This window comes from Geodermatophilus sp. DSM 45219 (assembly GCF_900104025.1).
GTDB lineage: Bacteria > Actinomycetota > Actinomycetes > Mycobacteriales > Geodermatophilaceae > Geodermatophilus.
Genome location: NZ_FNIQ01000003.1, coordinates 478,440 through 497,090 on the forward strand (window position 1 = coordinate 478,440; position 18,651 = coordinate 497,090).

Genomic DNA, 18,651 nt, shown 5'->3' on the forward strand with positions numbered 1-18,651 from the left:
CATCGCCGGACGTGGCGAGTGCGACGGAGGTGGCCCCCCTGCAGGGGCCCACCGCGAGCTCGCGAGCGGTGGGGGGCAGGGGGGTCCTTCACCGGCGGCGGCGCAGGCCGCGCAGGGTGCGGACGGCGACCAGCAGCTCGGCCAGCTCCTGGCGGTCCCCGGACGCGATGTCGACCAGCTGTGCGGCCGCCCGCTGCTGCGTGCCGTCCCAGCCGGACACCCAGCGCTCCACCAGCCCCGCGGCGTCCCCGTCGTCCCCCGCACGGGCGGCGAGCACCTCGGCGGTGAGCGCGGCCTGCTCGCCGGTCAGGTCGTCGCGGAGCGAGGCGCGGGCCATCGCCGGCCAGCGGCGGTCGCGGGGCAGCGCGACGACCAGCTCGCGCAGCGGCACCAGCGCCAGCCGCTCGGCCACCGCCTGGTGCACCTGCCCGGCCAGCTCGATCGGGGCGCCGGTGCGCTCGGCGACGACGGCCAGGTCCAGCGCGGCCGGCAGCAGCGGCGCCGCGGCCACCTCGGCGGCCAGCGCCGCGGGCACGCCGGACCGCTGCAGCCGCGCGGTCCGCTCGGCGTGCGCCTCGGCCTCGGCACCCAGCAGCCACGACGGCAGCCCGGCGCGCACCGCGGCCACCGGCGCGGCGAACCGGTCCGTCACGGCCCCGAGCGGGGCCGCCTCCTCCGCGGCCAGCTCGGGCAGCCGCAGCAGCCAGCGGGCCGCCCGCTCGGCCAGCCGGGTGGCCTCGGTGCGCAGCTCCACCTGGGTGGTCGCCGGCACCCGGTTGTCCAGCGGGCGGACGGCGTCCCAGAGGCGGTCCACCTCGAACACCGCCCGGGCCACCGCGTGCGCCCGCACGACCCCGGTCAGCGGCACCCCGGTCTCCTCGGCCAGCCGGAACAGCCCGGTCACGCCGGCGACGTTGACCGCCCGGTTGGTCAGCGCGGTGGCGACGATCTCCCGGCGCAGCGGGTGCCCGGTGACCGCGGCGGGGAAGCGGCGGCGCAGCTCGGCCGGGAAGTAGCCGACGAGCAGCTCCTCGAGCGCCGCGTCGTCGGGCAGGTCGGAGGCCAGCACGGCGTCCCCCGTCACGAGCTTGGCGTAGGCCAGCAGCACCGACAGCTCCGGGCCGGTGAGCGCCTGGCCGTCCCGCCGGCGCTCGATGAGCTGCCGGTCGTCGGGCAGGAACTCCACGCTGCGGGTCAGCCGCCCGGAGCGCTCCAGGGCGCGCAGGAGCCGCTGGTGCGCGTCGAGCAGGCTGCGCGCGGACGTCGTCTCGACGGCCAGCGTCGCGTTCTGGGCGTGGTTGTCGGTGAGGACGGCGGCGGCGACCTCCTCGGTCATCTCCCCCAGCAGCGCCGCGCGGCCCGCCGCGTCCAGCTCGCCCGCCTCGACCACCCGGTCCAGCGCGATCTTGATGTTGACCTCGTGGTCGGAGGTGTCGACGCCGGCGGAGTTGTCGATGGCGTCGGTGTTCACCCGCCCGCCGTTCAGCGCGTACTCGACCCGCCCGCGCTGGGTGAGGCCGAGGTTGCCGCCCTCCCCCACCACACGCACCCGCAGGTCGCGGCCGTCGACCCGGACGGCGTCGTTGGCCTTGTCGCCCACGTCGAGCGCGCTCTCGGCGGCGGCCTTGACGTAGGTGCCGATGCCGCCGTTGAACAGCAGGTCCACCGGGGCGAGCAGGACCGCGCGGATCAGCTCGACCGGGGAGAGGGTGTCGACGTCGCCGGCCAGGCCCAGCGCCGCCCGCACCGGCTCGCTGACCGGGATGGCCTTCGCCGTCCGCGGCCACACGCCGCCGCCGGGGCTGACCAGCGCGGGGTCGTAGTCGGCCCAGGAGGAGCGCGGCAGCTCGAACAGCCGCCGCCGCTCGGCGAAGGAGGTCGCGGCGTCGGGCGTGGGGTCGACGAACACGTGCCGGTGGTCGAAGGCGGCGACCAGCCGGATGTGCTCGGACAGCAGCATCCCGTTGCCGAACACGTCGCCGGACATGTCGCCGACGCCGACGACGGTGAAGTCCTGCGACTGGACGTCCAGGTCGAGCTCGCGGAAGTGCCGGGTCACCGACTCCCACGCGCCGCGGGCGGTGATGCCCATGGCCTTGTGGTCGTAGCCGACCGAGCCGCCGGAGGCGAAGGCGTCGCCGAGCCAGAAGCCGCGCTCGAGCGCGACCGCGTTGGCCAGGTCGGAGAAGGTCGCCGTCCCCTTGTCGGCGGCGACGACGAGGTAGGTGTCGTCGCCGTCGTGCCGGACCACCCGCTCGGGCGGGACCACCTTCCCGTCCACCAGGTCGTCGGTCAGCGACAGCAGCGCGCCGATGAACAGCCGGTAGCAGGCCTGCCCCTCGGCGGTCCACGCGTCCCGGCCGGCGCTCTCCGGCGGCGGCCTGCGGACGACGAACCCGCCCTTGGCGCCGGTCGGCACGATGACGGTGTTCTTCACCATCTGCGCCTTGACCAGGCCGAGCACCTCGGTGCGCAGGTCCTCGTGCCGGTCGGACCAGCGCAGCCCGCCGCGGGCGACCGCGCCGAAGCGCAGGTGCACGCCCATCACCCGCGGCGAGCTGACCCACACCTCGCGGGCCGGGCGCGGCTCGGGGACGTCGGGCACCTGCGCCGGGTGGAGCTTGAGCGCCAGCGGGGCGGGCTGGGTCGGCGACATGGCGTAGTACGTGGTCCGCTGGGTGGCGAGGACGGCGGCGAGCATCGCGGTGAGCACCCGGTCGGCGTCCAGCGACTCCACCTCGCCGATCGCCTGCCGCAGCGAGGTCACCAGCTCCTCGGCGCGGGCCGCCCGCCCGCGGTCCCGGCTGGGGTGGAACCGGGTCTCGAACAGCGCGACCAGCCGGGCGACGACGTCGGGGTGGGCGCCCAGCGTCGTCTCCACGTACCGCTGGCCGAAGGGCAGCCCGGCCTGGCGCAGCCACTGCACGTAGGCGCGGACGACGGTGACCTGCCGCCAGTTGAGCCCCGCCAGCAGCACGAGCGCGCCCAGGCCGTCGTCCTCGGCGTCGCCGCGCCACACCGCCGACAGCGCCTCGGTGAACCGCTCGGGCAGCGAGCCGGCGAACGGCAGCTCGCCGACCGGCGCGGTCAGCCCGAAGTCGTAGATCCAGGCCAGCGGGGCGCCGATCCGGTCGATCTCGTAGGGCCGTTCGTCGACGACGTCGACCCCGAGGTGCTGCAGCACCGGCAGGACGTCGGACAGCAGCAGCCGCTGCCCCACCCGGTACACGGCCAGCCGCGGCTCGGACGACGACGCCCCGGCCGGGCGGCGCAGCACCAGGCCGAGCTCGCCCTCGGCCAGCCCGTCGAGCCGCTCCAGGTCCTCGACGGCGGCCGTGGCGGGGAAGTCCTCCTGGTAGACGGCCGGGAAGGCGTCGGCGACCCGGGCGAAGCGGGTCTCGGCGTCCGCGCCGTAGCGCGCCTTGAGGGCGTCGGCGAGCTCGTCGGTCCAGCTGCGGACGACGGCGGTCAGCGCGTCCTGCAGGGCCGGGACGTCGACCTCGGGCAGCGAGGGGCGCCCGCCGCGGGCCACCGGCGGGCGGACCACGAAGTGCAGCCGGGCCAGCACCGACTCGGTGACCCGTGCGGTGTACTCGATGCTCGTGCCGCCCAGCCGCTCGAGCAGCAGCTGCTGCACCGCCAGCCGCACCTCGGTGGTGTACCGGTCGCGGGGCAGGAACACGATCGCCGACCAGAACCGGTCGCCGGGGTCGCGGCGCAGGAACAGCCGGGTCTGCCGGCGCTCCTGCAGGTGCAGCACGGCGAGCGCGACGGGCAGCAGCTCGTCGGTGCCGACCTGGAACAGCTCCTCGCGGGGGTAGGTCTCCAGGACGTCGAGCAGTTCCTTGCCGGTGTGGCTGTCGGCCGGGACGCCGGAGCGCTCGACCACCTCGGCCACCCGGCGGCGCACCAGCGGCACCTCGCGGACGGTGTGCGCGGCGGCGGCGGACGGGAACAGCCCGACCAGGCGGTGCTGGCGGGGCGGCCCGCCGTCCGCGCCGGGCAGGGTGACCGTGACCAGGTCCAGCCAGGTGCGCCGGTGCACCGTCGAGCGGGCGTCGGCCTTGGTCACCGCGATCAGCGTGGTGCCCGGGGGGCCCTCGATGGCGGTGCCGGTGTCGGAGCGGAGCACCCCGAGCCCGCTGCCGGCCACCGGGCGGGCCGTCGTCCGGCCCCGGGAGCGGACCAGGTCGACGTCTCGGGCGCCGAGCCAGACGAAGTTGCCGTCGGTCAGCCAGCGCAGCAGCGCGGCGGCCTCGGCGGGGTCGTCGGCCGGGTCGGCGGGGGCGGTGGGCGGGTCGGCCGGCCCGGAGTCCCCGGCCACCGGCATGCCCGCCAGCCGGTCGGCCAGCTCCAGGGCGCGGGCGCGCATCCTCGAGGCGTCCTCGTCGACGGCGCGGACGTCGGCCAGCACGGTGCGCAGCCCGCCGACGAGGTCGCCGGTCGCCTCCTCGTCCAGCGGCCCGTCGAGGACGACGGCCATCCAGGACTCCGCGAGCGCGTCGGCGCCGCACGCCCCGGGCTCGGCGCTGTCGCAGAACGCGCGGATCCGGCCGGCCACGTCGCGGCGGACGACCAGCACCGGGTGGACGACGTGCTCCAGGCCGAAGCCCTGCCGCACCACCTCGGCGGTGACCGAGTCGACGAGGAAGGGCATGTCGTCGGTGACGACCAGGACGAGCGTGCGGGACGCGGCGCCGTCGCCGGCCGGCAGCTCCTGGACGTCGACGGTCGCCGACCCCTCGGGGCGCACCTCGGCCAGCCGCAGGTGGCGCAGCGCCAGGGCGGCGAGGTCGGCCGGGTCCTGGTCGAGGACCTCCGCGGCCGGCTCGCTCCAGTAGTAGCGGCGCAGCAGGGCCGGGACGTCGTCGGCGCCGCAGCCGGCGGGCAACCCGGGGCCGCGGTCCAGCACCTCCCGGGCGGCGCGCTCCAGCAGGCGGCGCTTCTCGTCGCGTTCCGCCTCGAGGGCGGCGAGCTCGGTCGCGGCGGCGGGGGTGCCGTCGTCCGCGGGGGCCGGTACCGGGATCGCCGGGACCGTGCCGGTGGTGCGGGCCATGACGGCGACGCTAGAGCAAGGACCCCCCGCCCCCCACCACTCGCGAGCTCGTGGCGGGACCCTGCAGGGGGCCTGCCTGCCGTCACAGCGACGCGGCGTCCCCTCAGCGGCGCTCGGTGAGCTGGTCGGCCACCCAGCCGCCGATGGCCAGCAGCAGCCCGCCGGCGATCGCGGTGCCCACGCCGTCGACCTGCAGCCGGTCGCTGATCGCGGCGGTGATGCCGAGCAGGGCGGCGTTCACCACCAGCAGGAACAGGCCCAGCGTGACCAGCACGAACGGCAGCGACAGCAGCCGGAGGACCGGGCCGACGATCGCGTTGACCAGGGCGAAGAGCAGGGCGACCCACAGGTACGTGCCGGGCTCGCCGAGCGGCCCGTCCGGGTTCGGGACCACCTCGATGCCGTTCAGCAGGTAGGCGACGCCGTAGAAGACGGCGGCCATGAGGACGACCTTCACCAGGAACCGCAGCACGGCGCCCACGCTAGCGGCGCCGCCTGGGAGCGCCCTGTGCATCGGAGGTTCTACGACCGTCTAGCGCCCCGGGTAGACGCCGCGAGATCCCCCTCGAGACCCACCCCCCTCCGCCGTGATCATGGGGTTGGCGCCGCCCGTGCCGGCGCGCCGTCGCGTGTCGCCTGCCACAACTCCGTGATCAACTCGGGGACAGCGGGAGGATGGCCGCATGACCGCGCCCGTGCAGCGACCGGCCCTGGTGTTCGACGGCGACTGCGGCTTCTGCACGCGCTCGGCCGACGTCGCCCGGCGGGTGCTGCCCGCCGGCTGCGCCGTCGTCCCCTGGCAGGAGGTGGACCTCGCCGCCGTCGGCACCACCGCCGCGCGTGCCCGGCAGGAGGTGCTCTGGGTGCCGCGCGCCGGCGAGGTCGTCGGCGGGGCCCGCGCGGTCGCCGCCGCCCTGCGCGCCGCCGGCTCCGGGTGGGCGCTGCTCGGCCGGCTGCTGCAGCTGCCGCCCGTCGACCGGCTGGCCGGCGCCGTCTACCGGGTGGTCGCCGCCAACCGCATGCGGCTGCCCGGCGGGACGGCGGCCTGCGCCCTCCCCCCGCGCGCGGAGGACCGGGCTCCCTGACCGGGGATCAGCCGATCGGGAAGGCGTCGGCCACCAGGTAGAGCCCCAGCAGGAACAGCACCCAGGCGACCGTCTCGCCCGAGGCCCGGGACAGCCAGCCCTCGACCCGGGTGAGCACCGGGGTGAGCCGCTCGTGCAGCGTCACGCGCAGGGCGAGCAGGACCAGCGCGGGCAGGACCATCAGCAGGCAGTAGCCGGCCAGGACGCCGGCGGCGGGCACGGTGCCCAGGCCGGACGTCGCCAGCAGGGCGATCGCGGCGAGGTACGGGACCATCGACACGGACTCGATCCCGACGGCCACGACGGCCAGGGTGACCACCGCGCCGGCCGGTCCGTCACCGCGCGCCCGGTCGCGCCAGCGGGCCAGCCGGCCCGGTCCCCTCGCCGCGCGGGCCGCCCGGCGGCGCTCCTTGCCGGCCTTCGTCCACGGCTCGACGGTCAGCCCGAGGACGACGAGCACCGCGCCGACGACCAGCTGCAGGACCCGTCCCCCAGTGCTGTCCAGGGCCGCGCCGACCGGGCCGGCGAGCTCGGCCACGCCGAGGAGCAGCAGGACGCCGATCAGCAGGTAGCACCCGGCCACCGCACCGAGGAACGTCAGGATGCGACCGACCCGGACCCGGCCGGGCGCCAGCATCAGCCACAGCGGCAGGACCAGCGTGCCGACGCTCGTGCTGTCGACCAGGGCCAGCGCGACCAGCGGCAGGAACACCCCGACGTCCACCCGACCTCCTTTTCCAGCACGACTGTGCTGCCAACGGCAAGGTAGCACAGTCGTGCTAGAAAAGGCCGTGCCCCGGATCGTGGACGCCGACCAGCGGCGCAGGGAGCTGACCGAGGCCGTCTGGCGGGTGATCCGCCGGGACGGCGTCGCGGCCGCCTCCGTACGGGCCGTCGCCCGGGAGGCCGGCACGTCGATGGGCGCGCTCCGGCACTGGTTCGGCACGCAGGACGAGCTGCTGCACTTCGCGATGACCCTCGTGATGGAGCGCGCGCGGACCCGCGCCGAGGCGGCCGCCGCGGCCGGCGGGCCGCTCGTCCCCCGGCTGCTGCGGGTGCTGGAGGAGACGCTCCCCCTGGACGAGGAGCGGCGGGCCGAGACCGAGGTGTGGCTGGCGCTCACCGCCCGGGCCCTGGTGGACCCGCAGCTGGCCGGGCTGCGCGACCGGTCCTCCGCCGAGCTGCACGCGTTCTGCGTCGACGTGGTGCGGGTGCTGGTCGCCGAGGGCGCCGCCCGGCCCGACCTGGACGTCGACCTGGAGGGCGAGCGGCTGTACGCCGTCCTCGACGGGCTGGCGGTGCACGCGGTGACCCGACCGTCGGTCCTGCCCCCCGACCGCGTGCGGGAGGTGCTGGCCACCCACCTCGCCGCGCTGGGCGCCACGCGCTAGGTCGGTCTACCCACGTCTACCGCTCGGGCTAGACGACCCCATACGGTGGTCGACGTGGACCCCGTGCGGAACCCCTACGCGCCCGGCGCCGGCCAGCGCCCGCCCGAGCTGGCCGGCCGGGACGACGAGCTGTCGGCGTTCGACGTCGTCCTGGAGCGCATCGCGCACGGCCGCCCCGAGCGCTCGCTGGTGCTCACCGGGCTGCGCGGGGTCGGCAAGACGGTGCTGCTCAACCAGCTGCGCTCGGCGGCGATCGGCCGTGGCTGGGGCACCGGCAAGATCGAGGCGCGGCCGGACCAGTCGCTGCGCCGGCCGGTCTCCTCCGCGCTGCACATGGCGCTGCGCGAGCTGCGGCACCCCGACCAGGAGTCGATGGAGGCCGTCCTGGGGGTGCTCAAGGCGTTCGCGCTGCGGCAGACGGCAGACGGCAAGGTGCGCGACCGCTGGCAGCCGGGCATCGACGTCCCGGCGTCCAGCGGGCGCGCGGACTCCGGTGACATGGAGATCGACCTGGTCGAGCTGCTCAGCGACGCCGCGGGGCTGGCCGCCGACGTCGGGAGGGGCGTGGCGCTGTTCATCGACGAGATGCAGGACGTGCAGGCCGACGACGTCTCGGCGATCTGCGCGGCCTGCCACGAGCTGTCGCAGCAGGGCGCGCCGCTGATCGTCGTCGGCGCCGGGCTGCCGCACCTGCCGGCGGTGCTGTCGGCGTCCAAGAGCTACTCCGAGCGGCTGTTCCGCTACCTGCGCATCGACCGGCTGGACCGGCCGGCCGCCGACCGGGCGCTGCTCGCGCCGGCCGAGCGGGAGGAGGTCACCTTCGAGCCCGCGGCCCTGGACGCCCTGTACGCGGCCGCGGACGGCTACCCGTACTTCGTGCAGGCCTACGGCAAGGTCACCTGGGACGTCGCCGCCGCCTCCCCCATCACCGCCGCGGACGTCGCCGTGGCCGCGCCGGTGGCCGAGGCCGAGCTCGCGGTCGGCTTCTTCGGCTCGCGCTACGACCGGGCCACGCCCGCCGAGCGGGAGTACATGCACGCGATGGCCGAGCTGGGCGGGCCGAACGGCAGCGCGGTGGCGACGTCGGAGGTCGCGGTGTCGCTGGGCCGCAAGCCGGCGTCGCTGTCCCCCGCGCGCGACTCGCTGATCAAGAAGGGGCTCGTGTACTCGGCCGAGCGCGGCCAGATCGCCTTCACCGTGCCGCACTTCGGCCGCTACCTGCTCAGCCACCCCGACTAGCCCTTCCGGCGAGATCGCGTGATCTCGCCGGGGTCAGCCGCGGGGCAGGAGGAAGGCGTCCACGTCCGCCGCGACGTCGTCCGGGCGCTCCCAGTTCGGGCAGTGGCCGGTGCCGGCGTACACCCGCAGCTCGGCGTCCGGCAGTGCGGCCAGCAGCCGGTCCTGCTGGCCGCGGTCGAACAGGGCGTCGTGGTCTCCCCACAGCAGCAGCGTGGGTGCGGCGACGTCGCCCAGCCGGTCGCGGTCGTCGACGCGGACCAGCCCCTCCCAGGAGTCCCGGTAGACCCGCCCCGGCGCCTTGCGGCTCTCGGCGACCAGCGCGTCGAAGAAGTCCGGTGCCACCGGCCGGTGCACCGTGCCGGCGGCGAACTCCCGGGCGAAGTCGTCGGGGACCTCGTCGGGCAGGTCGGCGATCGCGGCCCGCACCTCCTGGACCAGTTCCTCCCCCATCCGGTCGGCCGAGCCGATGAGCACCAACCGGTCGACCCGGTCCGGGTGCTGCTCGGCCACCCGGCGGACGACGAAGCTGCCGAAGGAGTGGCCGACCAGGTGCGCCCGCTCCAGGTCGAGGGCGTCGCAGAGGTAGAGGAGGTCGTCGGCGAACCGGTCGAGGCCGTAGCCGGCCGGCGGGTGGTCGGAGTCGCCGAACCCGCGCTGGCTGTAGGCGACGGCGCGCAGCCGCGGGTCCAGGTGCGCGAGGACGCGGCTCCAGGAGAACCACGAGTCCGGCCAACCGTGGACGAGGACGACCGGCGTCCCCGCCGGGTCGCCCTGCCCGACGGTGTCCAACCGCAGCCCCCCGGGGAGGGTGACGGTGTCGTGGCGGAGCGTCGGCGTCGTCCGGGGCACGGGGTCCTCCGAGGGCCGGCCCCCGTGCACCCCCACGGTAGGACGGCGCACCCCGCGTCGGAACCGGTCCGCGCAGCGGCCAGGCCGGTGGTGCGCGTCGCACGGGCTGCGACCGCGGCGCCCTCCAGGCAGGCTGACCACCGTGACCGACCCCGCCCGTGACCCCGAGCTGATCAGCGTCCCGGTGGAGGGCGGCGACCTCGCCGCGCTGCACTGGCCGGCCGACGCCCCCGGCGCACCCATCGCCGTCCTGCTGCACGGCATCACCGCGAACGCCATGGCGTGGGCGCGGGTGGCCGGCGCGCTGGCCGGCGAGTTCGAGGTGGTCGCCCCCGACCTGCGCGGCCGGGGCGCCTCGGCCGGCCTCCCCGGGCCCTACGGCATCGAGCGGCACGCGGCCGACGTCGCCGCCCTGCTCGGCCACCTCGGGGCCGACGGCGACGCCGGGGCCGACGCCGCGGTGCTGGTCGGGCACTCGATGGGCGCCTTCGTCGCCGCGCTGGCCGCCGCGGGCACCGCGCGCGACCGGGTGCACGGCCTGGTGCTGGTCGACGGCGGCCTGGCCTTCCCGCAGCCGCCGGGCGCCGACGTGGACGCGATGCTGTCCGCCGTCCTCGGGCCGTCGCTGGACCGGCTGTCCATGACCTTCCCCGACCTCGCCGCGGTGCGGGCGTTCTGGGCCGGGCACCCCGCGGTGGGGCCGTGGGTCGACGTCCCCTCCGTGGCGGCCTACCTGGCCCGCGACATGGTGGGTGAGCCGCCGGCGCTGCGCAGCGCGTGCGTCCCCGAGGCGGTCCGGGTCGACGGCGGTGACGTCCTGCTCAACGAGCGGGTCCTCGAGGCGACCACCGACCTGCCGGTGCCGGCCACCCTGCTGTGGGCCACCCGCGGGCTGCTCGACCAGACGCCGGGCCTCTACGACGAGGTGCGGCTGGCGCAGCTGGGCCTGGAGCCGAGCGGGATCACCGCCCGCGAGGTGCCCGACACCAACCACTACTCGGTCCTGTGGGCCTCCCAGGGGGTCGAGGCGGTCGCCGCCGCCGTCCGCGAGGCCGCCGCGCGCGGCTGAGGCGGCCGGCGCGGCCGCGGTGTCCACGCCACGCCGGTGCGCCTTGGCAGGCCGCCTGCGCGCTGCCACCATCCGGGCACCCTCCCGCCCGCGGGGCGGCGGGGAGGTGCGCTCTGACAGAGGGGCCGGGGGCAGCCCGCCGAGAGGGGTGGCTTCCGTCGTGATCCCAGCACACGGCTCGCGTCGGCCGCACCGGGACACCGGCCTCGCCGACGAGCTGGTCGCCCGGATGCCGGCCGTGCTGGGCTGCCTGGACCGGGCCGGGCGGGTGGTCCTGGTCAACGCCGAGGCCGAGCGGCTGATCGGGCGCGCGGCCGCCGGCGCGCTCGGCCGGCCGGTGACCGAGGTGCTCGGCGGCACCGCCGACGCCGTCACCCGGGCCTGCTCCGAGGCGCGTGCCTCCGGGGCGCCGGTCTCGGTGGAGGTGCCCGAGCCCGGCGGGGGTCCGGGCTGGGCGGCGCTGCACGCCTGGCCGGTGGACGACGGCGCCGCGTTCGCCTTCATCGACGTGACCGCCCGCCGGCGGGCCCAGGAGGAGGCCGAGGCCGCCCGGCACGCGGCCGAGCGGGCCGGCACCCGCACGGCGCTGCTGGCCGCGGTCACCGGCGAGCTCTCCGGGGCCCTGGACAGCGAGTCGGCGCTGGGCAGCCTGGCGCGCCTGGTCGTCCCGGCGCTCACCGACGGCTGCGTGGTCACCGTCGTCGACCGCGAGGGCCGCGCCCGCGACGTGGGCTCCTGGCACGCCGACCCCACCCGCCGCCCGCTGCTGGACCGCTACGCCCAGGTGCGGCTGGACACGCTGCCCGCGGCCTCGCCGGTCGCCCGGGCGCTGCGCGCCGGCAGCGAGGCGCGGGAGGCGGTGGACGCCGTCCTCGCGCTCATGCCCGAGGGGCCGGCCCGCGACCTGCTGGCGACCCTGGGCCCGGCGACCGCCGTCGTCCTGCCGCTGGCCGCCGACGGCCGCACCGTCGGCGTCCTCACCCTGTACCTCGACCCCGGCCGCACCCTGGACGACGACGACCTGGCCGCCGCCCGGGAGGTCGCCGCGCAGGCCGGGCGCGCGGTCGACCGGGTGCACCGGCAGAGCCAGCAGGCCAAGCTCGCAGAGGGTCTGCAGCGCAGCCTGCTCACCGACCCGCCCACCATCGCCGGCGCCCAGGTGGTGGTCCGGTACGTGCCCGCGGCAGAGGCCGCCCGCGTCGGCGGCGACTGGTACGACGCCTTCCTGCACCCCGGCGGCGACCCGGTCGTGGTCATCGGCGACGTCGCCGGCCACGACACCGCCGCGGCCGCGGAGATGGGGCAGCTGCGCGGCCTGCTGCGGGGCATCGCCCACTACAGCGGCGCGGGGCCGGCCGAGGTGCTGCGCGGCCTGGACGCCGCGATGGCCGCGATGCACACGGGCACGCTGGCCACCGCGGCGATCGCGCGGCTCGAGGACGGCGGGCGGCTGCTGCGCTGGGCCAGCGCCGGGCACCCCCCGCCCCTGGTCGCCCACCCCGACGGCACGGTGGCCGTGCTGGCCGACGGGCTGGGCGACCTGCTGCTGGGCGTCGACCCGGCCGCGGTGCGGCGGGAGGCCACCGTGCCGCTGCCGCCCGGCGCGGTCGTGCTGCTCTACACCGACGGGCTGGTGGAGCGGCGGGGCTGCGACGTCGACACCGGCGTGGCCCGGTTGCGGCGGCACCTGGCCGCGCTGGCGGACCGCCCGCTGGAGGAGATGGCCGACGAGCTGCTCGCCCGGATGCTCCCCGCCACGCCGGGGGACGACGTGGCCCTGGTCGCCATCTCCGTGCACGCGCGGAGCTGACCAGCGGCGACGAGAGACGCGTCACTCCCTGGGGTCGGAAACCGCCAGTGCGCGGTTGAGCGCACGGCCGCCGGGGAACCCCCGTACACATCCGAGACCGCGACGGACGGGGAGAGGGCTGTGGGTCGACTCGCGTGGCCGCTTCGCCCGCTGCCCGACGGTCGGGGCGAGGTGTGGCGCTGGGACCTCCAGGCCGTCGCTGAGCTGCCCGCGGCACGGTCGGTGCTGCGGGCCCGGCTCGACGGGGTCGGCTTCCCCCGGGACGACGACGACACCGCGGCCGAGCGGCTGATCCTCGCCTTCGACGAGCTCGCCTCCAACGCGTTGCGGCACGGGCTGTCCCCCGTCGTCGCCACCGTGATCGCCGGCAGCGGCGGCTGGCTGCTCGACGTCAGCGACCACGACCCGGACACCATGCCGAACCCCGCGGTGGACCGCGACCCGTCCCAGGGCGGGATGGGGCTGTACCTGGTCGCCCGGCTGGCGGTGGCCCACGGCTGGTACGTCGACGACGGCTGCAAGCACGTCTGGGCCTGCCTGCCCACGAGCACCGAGGAGCCCGTGACCGCGGTCTGCTGAGAGAGACCCCCTGCCCCCCGCCACTCGCCGGCCCCGTCCCGAGGCTCGCCGCGAGCGTGCGAGCGGTGAGGAGGACGGGGTCCTCCTCCCTGCAGGGGGCCGGGCACGACGACGGCCCCGGGGCGGAGAGCCCCGGGGCCGTCGTGGTCGTGCGCCCGGGACGGCGGGGTGTGGATTCCCGCGCCGTCCCGGGGCGTCCGGTGCCTCTCGCGCGCGAAAGGCGATCGGGTCAGGCCATCGAGGGGATGACCAGCGAGAGGGCGCCCTTGCCGTAGCCGGGGACGTCGATCGCCAGGTCGAGGCGGTTGAAGTCCGCCAGCGAGCCGGCGATGTCGCCGGGCAGGTCGTCCCCCGGGGCGTAGAGCTTGTAGAGCTTGGAGTGCGGGGCACCCGGGACGTTGAACAGCGCCGAGAGCACGTTCACGACCTCGTGCAGCGCCTCGGTGAGCATCGAGGTCAGCTCGCCGTCCTCCTCGACGGCGTCCTGCGCGCCGCCGGGGGGCAGCAGCGCGAGGGCGGCGCCGGTGTAGGCCGACGCGCCGAGGTCCATGACGCACAGCGCGTTGACGCTCATCGACGGGTCCACGTACACGGCCACCGACACCGGCGACTTCGGCGTCGGGGTGACCGGGGCACCCGGCGTCACGCCGACCGGCTTGCCCACCAGGCCGGTGAGCATGTCCTTGACGGCCTTGGCGTCCGGCAGGACCACCGTCAGCGGCGCGCTCATGCGATCACCCCGTCCAGGTTCTCGCGGAAGGTCTCCTCGGTGAACGGCTTGGCGATGAGGAACAGCGCGCCGGCGTCGGCGGCCTTCTCCCGCATGTCCGCCGACCCCTCCGAGGTGACGAAGCCGAACGGCACGGCCGACCCCGCCGAGCGCAGCGCCTGCAGGCACTCCAGCCCGGTCATGTTCGGCATGTTCCAGTCGGACAGGACCAGGTCCGGCTTCTCCGCCTGGACCTTGTCGTAGGCGTCGCGGCCGTCCTCGGCCTCGACGATGTCGTGGTCGTCGTAGCCGGCCTGGCGCAGGGTGCGGATGACGATCTGCCGCATGACGCGGCTGTCGTCGGCGACGAGGATCTTCACAGGGACGCTCCGTTCGGGTGCGGGTTCTCGTGCGGGGGGTGGGGGACGGGCAGGGCCGGGAGGGCACCCTGCACCGACACGACCAGCGGCTGGCCGCGCCACAGGACCTCGAGGCGGCACACGTCGTCCGGGTTGCGGACGGCGGGGGCCTCGCCGACGCCCGGCAGGCTCAGTGCCGAGGAGCCGCGCAGGGCGGCCTTGACGTTGCCGCCCACGACGTTGGCGATCTCACCGAAGGCGTCGGCGACGTCCTCGTGGTCGAGCATCTCGGGAGCGGCGTCGCCGAGCAGGGCCCGGGTCAGGTCGGCGGCGGTCTGCCGGCCGGTGGTCAGGACGACGGTGCCGGTCCAGGGGCCGACGACGTCGACCCAGGCGGACAGGGTGTCGGCGGGCAGCTCGGCGGGGACCGGGACGAGCACCTCGTCCTCGCCCACCAGGGCGATCCACGCCTCGCCGGCGATCGCCTCGACCGTGGCCGCGTCGATCAGCGCGGTGATCAACGGGCGGGCGTCGGCGCTGCGCCGACGCTCACCGGTGTCCAGCGTCGTCACAGGACGACCTCCTCGGGGAGCAGGCCGAGCAGCGCCAGCTTGTCGCGCAGCGCGTCGGCGGTGAACGGCTTGATGACGTACTCGTGCGCCCCCGCGGCCAGCGCGCGGACGATCTGGCTCTGCTCGCTCTCCGAGGTCACCATCATCAGCGTGAGGGCCCGCCAGGCCGGGTTGGACCGGACGGCGGCGACGAACTGCAGCCCGTCCATGACCGGCATGTTCCAGTCGATGGTGCACAGGTCCGGCAGGTAGCCCTCGTGGAGCACGTCGAGCGCCTCCTGGCCGTGGGCGGCCTGGCGGGTCTCGTAGCCGAACCCCTCCAGGGCTGCGCTCACGATGCGCCGCATGGCGCGTGAGTCGTCGATCACCAAGGCACGCACGTCAGGCCCCCTTCAGCGGGCGGTAGGCGGAGCTGCGGCCGATGACGACCCGCTCCCAGGAGTCGTCGACGCCGAGGGTCGTCTCCGCGGCGCCGAGGAAGAGCCACCCGTCGGGCCGCATCAGCGTGCGCACCCGGCGGAGGATCGCCTGCTTGGTCGGCAGGTCGAAGTAGATGAGGACGTTGCGCAGGTAGACCACGTCGAACGGGCCCATCCGCGGCAGCGGGGCGGCGAGGTTGCACTCGCTGGCGGTCACCATCCGGCGCAGCCCCGGGGAGACCTGCCACTCGTTGCCCGCCCGGGTGAAGTGCCGCACCAGCATCGGCGCGGGGAGCCCGCGGTTGACCTCGAGCTGGCTGAACTTCCCGGCCCGGGTGCGCTCGACCATCTCGCGGGAGAGGTCGGTCGCGGTGATGGACACCCGGGTCGCGGCATTGGGCATCGCGTCCTCGAGCAGCATCGCGATCGTGTACGGCTCCTGCCCGCTGGAGCAGGCCGCCGACCAGATCTGCAGCCGGTCGACGGGGCCGCGGGCACCCAGCAGCGAGGGCAGCACCGTCGAGGTCAGGGCGGTGAACGGGTCGCCGTCCCGGAACCACGAGGTCTCGTTCGTGGTGAGCGCCTCGACGATCTTCCGGGTGTTCTCCGGGCTGGGCCGGCTGCGCACCGAGTCGACGAGCTGGCCGACGTCGGGCAGGCCCATGGAGCGGGCGATGGGCAGCAGCCGGGCCTCCACCAGGTACTCCTTGCCGGGGGCGAGCACGATCGCGCTCTCCCGGTGCACCAGTTGGCGGACCCAGTCGAAGCTGGTGGTGGTGAGGGTCATCGCCGTCCTCCGGCGCTGGCAGGGACGGGGGCGGGGGTGCGGGGGCCGGTGAGCCGTCGCAGGACGGTCTCGGCGACCCGGTCGAGGGGCAGCACCTCGTCGGCGAAGCCGGCGGAGGCGACGGCGCCGGGCATGCCCCAGACGACGGAGGTCGCCTGGTCCTGCACGACGACGGCGCCCCCGGTCTCGCGGATGCGCCCGGCGCCGATGCGGCCGTCGGAGCCCATGCCGGTCAGCACGAGGCCCAGGACGGCGCCGTCGAAGGCCGCGACCGCGGAGCGGAACAGCGGGTCGACGGCGGGACGGCAGAAGTTCTCCGGCGGGGCCTGGTCGAGCGCGGTCTGCAGGCCGCGCCCGGTCTTGCGGATGGTCAGGTGGTGGTCGCCGGGGGCGAGGTGCACCGTGCCGGGCGCCAGCGGGGTGCCGTCGACGGCCTCGACGACCCGCAGGGCGCACAGCCGGTCCAGCCGCTGGGCGAACTGGCGGGTGAACACCGGCGGCATGTGCTGCACGATCAGCACCGGGACCGGCAGGGACGCCGGCAGCACCGGCAGCACCTTGGCCAGCGCCTCCGGGCCGCCGGTGGAGGAGCCGATCACCAGGACGGCGGGCTGCTTGACCGGACCGGTGCGGGGCGCGGGCGGGCGGACCGCGGCGGCCACGGGCGCGGGCGCGGCGGCGACCGGGCCGGCGGTCAGCGGGCGCCCGGTGAGGGCCTTGATCTTGGGGATGAGCTGCTGGCGCACGCTCTCCATCGACTGCGCGACGCTGCCGACGTTGGCCGGCTTGGTGACGTAGTCGTTGGCGCCGGCGGACAGCGCGTCGAGGGTGGCCGACGCGCCCCGCTCGGTCAGCGTGCTGAACATGATGATCGGCACGCGGCTGCGCATCCGGCCGCCGGTGCCGGCGCGGATGGCGCGGACCGCCTCGATGCCGTTCATCTCCGGCATCTCGATGTCCATCGTGATCAGGTCGGGCTTCAGCGCCTCGAGCTTCCCGACGGCGATGCGGCCGTTCACCGCGGTACCGACCACCTCGATGGCCGGGTCCTCGGAGAGGACGTCGGTCACGATCTTGCGGACGACCACCGAGTCGTCGACGACCAACACCCGGATCGGGTCCATGCGTCCTCCGTCTCCCCGTGCGGGGTGCCGGCCAGGTGCGAGCTGGCGCTGTGCGTCGGCAGCCGCCCGGGGGGCCGGGAGCGGGGCGCAGCCGGCGGTCCGCCGGGTTGCGGCGTCCGCTTGCTGTCGGTGCCTGTCACGGGTGTTGTCGGCCGCTCCCCCGTTCTCCTTGAGCCGATCGGGAACATCGTGCGCGACATTTCTCCGGTGATCATGAATGCGGTCACCGACCATTCCGCGCCCTTTGTCGACACGTTCCAGGGCAACGGCGGGTGACCGTGGCGGGACACGTGCTCCAGCGCCGGGGGTGAAGGGCGCCGGCCCGGGTAGGTCGAGGTCATGGCCCTCCCCCGCGTCCTCGTCCTCGTCCTGGCCGGCGGCGCCGGTGGACGCCTGCAGCTGCTGACCGAGCAGCGCGCGAAGCCCGCCGTCCCCTTCGCCGGGGTGTACCGGCTGATCGACTTCCCGCTGAGCAACTGCGAGCACTCGCAACTGCCCGACGTCTGGGTGTCGGTGCAGTTCCACCCGGCGTCGCTGTCCCAGCACCTGGCCAACGGCCGGCCGTGGGACCTCGACCGCACCGACGGCGGGCTGATGGTGCTGCCGCCCTACCAGGGCACCGACCGGGCTGGCTGGAACACCGGCACGGCGAACTCGCTGTGGCGGTACGCGCCGCTGGTCCGCGACTTCGCCGCCGACGCGGTGGTGGTGGTGAGCGCCGACGCCGTCTACAAGCTGGACTACCGCGAGGTCGTCGACGCGCACCTGGGCTCGGGCGCGGAGGTCACGATGGTCACCACCGAGGTCGCCGCGGACGACGCCTCGCGCTACGGCATCGTCGAGGTCGGGGAGGACGGCCGGATCACCGACTACGCCTACAAGCCCGACGAGCCGCGCAGCACCACCGCGACCAACGAGGTGTTCGTCTTCTCCCCCGGCCCGACGCTGGACCGGCTGGAGGCACTGCAGGACGAACACGGCGAGGAGGGCCTGGAGGACCTCGGCACCCACCTGCTCCCGGCGCAGACCCGCGACGGCGCGGCCCGCGCGTACCGGTTCGACGGCTACTGGCGCGACGTGGGCACCGTGGAGTCCTACTGGCAGGCCCACCACGAGTTCCGCTCCCCCCAGCCGCCGCTGGACCTCGACGACCCGGACTGGGCCGTGCACACCCGCGGCGGGCGGCGCAGCGCCGCCCGGATCCTGCGCGGCGCGGAGGTGGAGGACAGCCTGGTGTCCGGCGGCACCCGCGTGGGCGGCCGGGTGATCGGCTCGGTGCTCTCCCCCGGCGTCGTCGTGGAGGCCGGGGCGACCGTCGTCGACTCGGTGCTGCTGCCCGGCGCCCGCGTCCGGACCGGGGCCACGGTGACCCGCGCGGTGCTCGACGACGGCGTGGTGGTCGGCGAGCGGGCCACGGTGGGTGGGGACGAGGGAGTCAGCCTGGTCGGCCGCCGTGCGGAGGTGCCGGCCGGCAGCGAGCTCCCCGCCGGCGCCCGCTTCCCCGACCCCGAGGACTGAAGGAGCCCGACGGCCGGCAGCGCCGACTGCCGGGAAGTCGGGCTCTCCTCCAGCGCCCTGGCCCCGACTACACCGCAGTTGCGCG

The 18,651-nt window shown here is 75.9% G+C and carries 17 protein-coding genes; 7 read left to right on the forward strand and 10 right to left on the reverse strand.

From position 1 onward, the window contains the following. Positions 1-88: 88 nt before the first annotated feature. Positions 89-5,056: an NAD-glutamate dehydrogenase gene (locus BLR12_RS11370; RefSeq protein ID WP_176832466.1), complete on the reverse strand. Its 4,968-nt coding sequence runs from the start codon at positions 5,054-5,056 to the stop codon at positions 89-91. Between the two features lie 103 nt (positions 5,057-5,159). Further along, positions 5,160-5,528, reverse strand: coding sequence for a phage holin family protein (locus BLR12_RS11375; RefSeq protein ID WP_255363434.1), 369 nt, complete (start codon positions 5,526-5,528; stop codon positions 5,160-5,162). A 211-nt stretch (positions 5,529-5,739) separates the two neighbouring features. Between BLR12_RS11375 and BLR12_RS11380 the strand changes: the two genes are divergently transcribed. Next, positions 5,740-6,141: a thiol-disulfide oxidoreductase DCC family protein gene (locus tag BLR12_RS11380; RefSeq protein WP_091377709.1), complete on the forward strand. Its 402-nt coding sequence runs from the start codon at positions 5,740-5,742 to the stop codon at positions 6,139-6,141. 7 nt (positions 6,142-6,148) lie between these two features. Here BLR12_RS11380 and BLR12_RS11385 read toward each other — a convergent pair whose 3' ends face one another. Next, the gene (locus tag BLR12_RS11385; protein WP_091377710.1) at positions 6,149-6,865 is read right to left on the reverse strand and encodes a GAP family protein; all 717 of its coding nucleotides are present in this window, start codon (positions 6,863-6,865) and stop codon (positions 6,149-6,151) included. A gap of 67 nt (positions 6,866-6,932) precedes the next feature. Between BLR12_RS11385 and BLR12_RS11390 the strand changes: the two genes are divergently transcribed. Together BLR12_RS11390 and BLR12_RS11395 are read left to right on the forward strand one after the other, a co-directional pair. Continuing rightward, a complete protein-coding gene (locus BLR12_RS11390) occupies positions 6,933-7,532 on the forward strand; it encodes a TetR family transcriptional regulator C-terminal domain-containing protein (RefSeq protein WP_091377712.1) in 600 nt (199 codons plus the stop codon). 54 nt (positions 7,533-7,586) lie between these two features. Next, positions 7,587-8,771 (forward strand): ATP-binding protein, encoded by a 1,185-nt coding sequence (locus tag BLR12_RS11395; RefSeq protein ID WP_091378504.1) that lies wholly within the window; start codon positions 7,587-7,589, stop codon positions 8,769-8,771. A gap of 33 nt (positions 8,772-8,804) precedes the next feature. On the opposite strand, the gene BLR12_RS11400 is transcribed toward BLR12_RS11395, so the two are convergent. Further along, positions 8,805-9,620 (reverse strand): alpha/beta fold hydrolase, encoded by an 816-nt coding sequence (locus tag BLR12_RS11400; RefSeq protein ID WP_176832467.1) that lies wholly within the window; start codon positions 9,618-9,620, stop codon positions 8,805-8,807. Positions 9,621-9,762: 142 nt separating this feature from the next. On the opposite strand from BLR12_RS11400, the gene BLR12_RS11405 reads away from it, so the two are divergent. The 3 genes from BLR12_RS11405 to BLR12_RS11415 all read left to right on the forward strand — a co-directional run bounded on the left by BLR12_RS11405 (position 9,763) and on the right by BLR12_RS11415 (position 13,078). Next, positions 9,763-10,689 carry an alpha/beta fold hydrolase gene (locus BLR12_RS11405; protein ID WP_091377714.1) on the forward strand — a complete coding sequence of 309 codons (927 nt, stop codon included), beginning with the start codon at positions 9,763-9,765 and terminating at the stop codon, positions 10,687-10,689. 160 nt (positions 10,690-10,849) lie between these two features. Beyond that, complete coding sequence (locus BLR12_RS11410) at positions 10,850-12,499, forward strand: SpoIIE family protein phosphatase (protein ID WP_091377716.1); 1,650 nt, start codon at positions 10,850-10,852, stop codon at positions 12,497-12,499. Positions 12,500-12,619: 120 nt separating this feature from the next. Then, positions 12,620-13,078, forward strand: a complete 459-nt coding sequence (locus BLR12_RS11415; protein ID WP_091377718.1) for an ATP-binding protein — start codon at positions 12,620-12,622, stop codon at positions 13,076-13,078. Positions 13,079-13,307: 229 nt separating this feature from the next. Here the strand turns inward: BLR12_RS11415 and BLR12_RS11420 are convergent, their stop codons facing one another. The 6 genes from BLR12_RS11420 to BLR12_RS11445 are packed head-to-tail and all read right to left on the reverse strand — an operon-like array spanning position 13,308 to position 17,048. Beyond that, positions 13,308-13,808: a hypothetical protein gene (locus BLR12_RS11420; RefSeq protein WP_091377720.1), complete on the reverse strand. Its 501-nt coding sequence runs from the start codon at positions 13,806-13,808 to the stop codon at positions 13,308-13,310. Then, positions 13,805-14,167, reverse strand: a complete 363-nt coding sequence (locus BLR12_RS11425) for a response regulator (RefSeq protein WP_091377722.1) — start codon at positions 14,165-14,167, stop codon at positions 13,805-13,807. The genes BLR12_RS11420 and BLR12_RS11425 overlap by 4 nt, the downstream gene beginning before the upstream one ends. Next, on the reverse strand, positions 14,164-14,718 hold the full coding sequence (locus BLR12_RS11430) for a chemotaxis protein CheX (RefSeq protein ID WP_091377723.1): 555 nt from the start codon (positions 14,716-14,718) through the stop codon (positions 14,164-14,166). Before BLR12_RS11430 ends, BLR12_RS11425 begins: the two co-directional genes overlap by 4 nt. Then, entirely contained in the window at positions 14,715-15,098 is a 384-nt protein-coding gene (locus BLR12_RS11435; RefSeq protein ID WP_091377725.1) for a response regulator, read from the reverse strand. Before BLR12_RS11435 ends, BLR12_RS11430 begins: the two co-directional genes overlap by 4 nt. A 1-nt stretch (position 15,099) precedes the next feature. Then, the gene (locus tag BLR12_RS11440) at positions 15,100-15,924 is read right to left on the reverse strand and encodes a CheR family methyltransferase (RefSeq protein WP_091377727.1); all 825 of its coding nucleotides are present in this window, start codon (positions 15,922-15,924) and stop codon (positions 15,100-15,102) included. Further along, complete coding sequence (locus tag BLR12_RS11445; protein WP_091377729.1) at positions 15,921-17,048, reverse strand: protein-glutamate methylesterase/protein-glutamine glutaminase; 1,128 nt, start codon at positions 17,046-17,048, stop codon at positions 15,921-15,923. The genes BLR12_RS11440 and BLR12_RS11445 overlap by 4 nt, the downstream gene beginning before the upstream one ends. Before the next feature lie 339 nt (positions 17,049-17,387). Here BLR12_RS11445 and BLR12_RS11455 point away from each other — a divergent pair, with 339 nt between their 5' ends. Continuing rightward, positions 17,388-18,566 (forward strand): glucose-1-phosphate adenylyltransferase family protein, encoded by a 1,179-nt coding sequence (locus BLR12_RS11455; RefSeq protein ID WP_091377733.1) that lies wholly within the window; start codon positions 17,388-17,390, stop codon positions 18,564-18,566. Positions 18,567-18,651 lie beyond the last annotated feature (85 nt).

Coding starts and splice junctions, on each gene's coding strand:
- BLR12_RS11370 (WP_176832466.1), bottom strand. CDS start 5,056: ATGGCCCGCACCACCGGCACGGTCCCGGCGATCCCGGTACCGGCCCCC.
- BLR12_RS11440 (WP_091377727.1), bottom strand. CDS start 15,924: ATGACCCTCACCACCACCAGCTTCGACTGGGTCCGCCAACTGGTGCAC.
- BLR12_RS11420 (WP_091377720.1), bottom strand. CDS start 13,808: ATGAGCGCGCCGCTGACGGTGGTCCTGCCGGACGCCAAGGCCGTCAAG.
- BLR12_RS11445 (WP_091377729.1), bottom strand. CDS start 17,048: ATGGACCCGATCCGGGTGTTGGTCGTCGACGACTCGGTGGTCGTCCGC.
- BLR12_RS11380 (WP_091377709.1), top strand. CDS start 5,740: ATGACCGCGCCCGTGCAGCGACCGGCCCTGGTGTTCGACGGCGACTGC.
- BLR12_RS11455 (WP_091377733.1), top strand. CDS start 17,388: ATGGCCCTCCCCCGCGTCCTCGTCCTCGTCCTGGCCGGCGGCGCCGGT.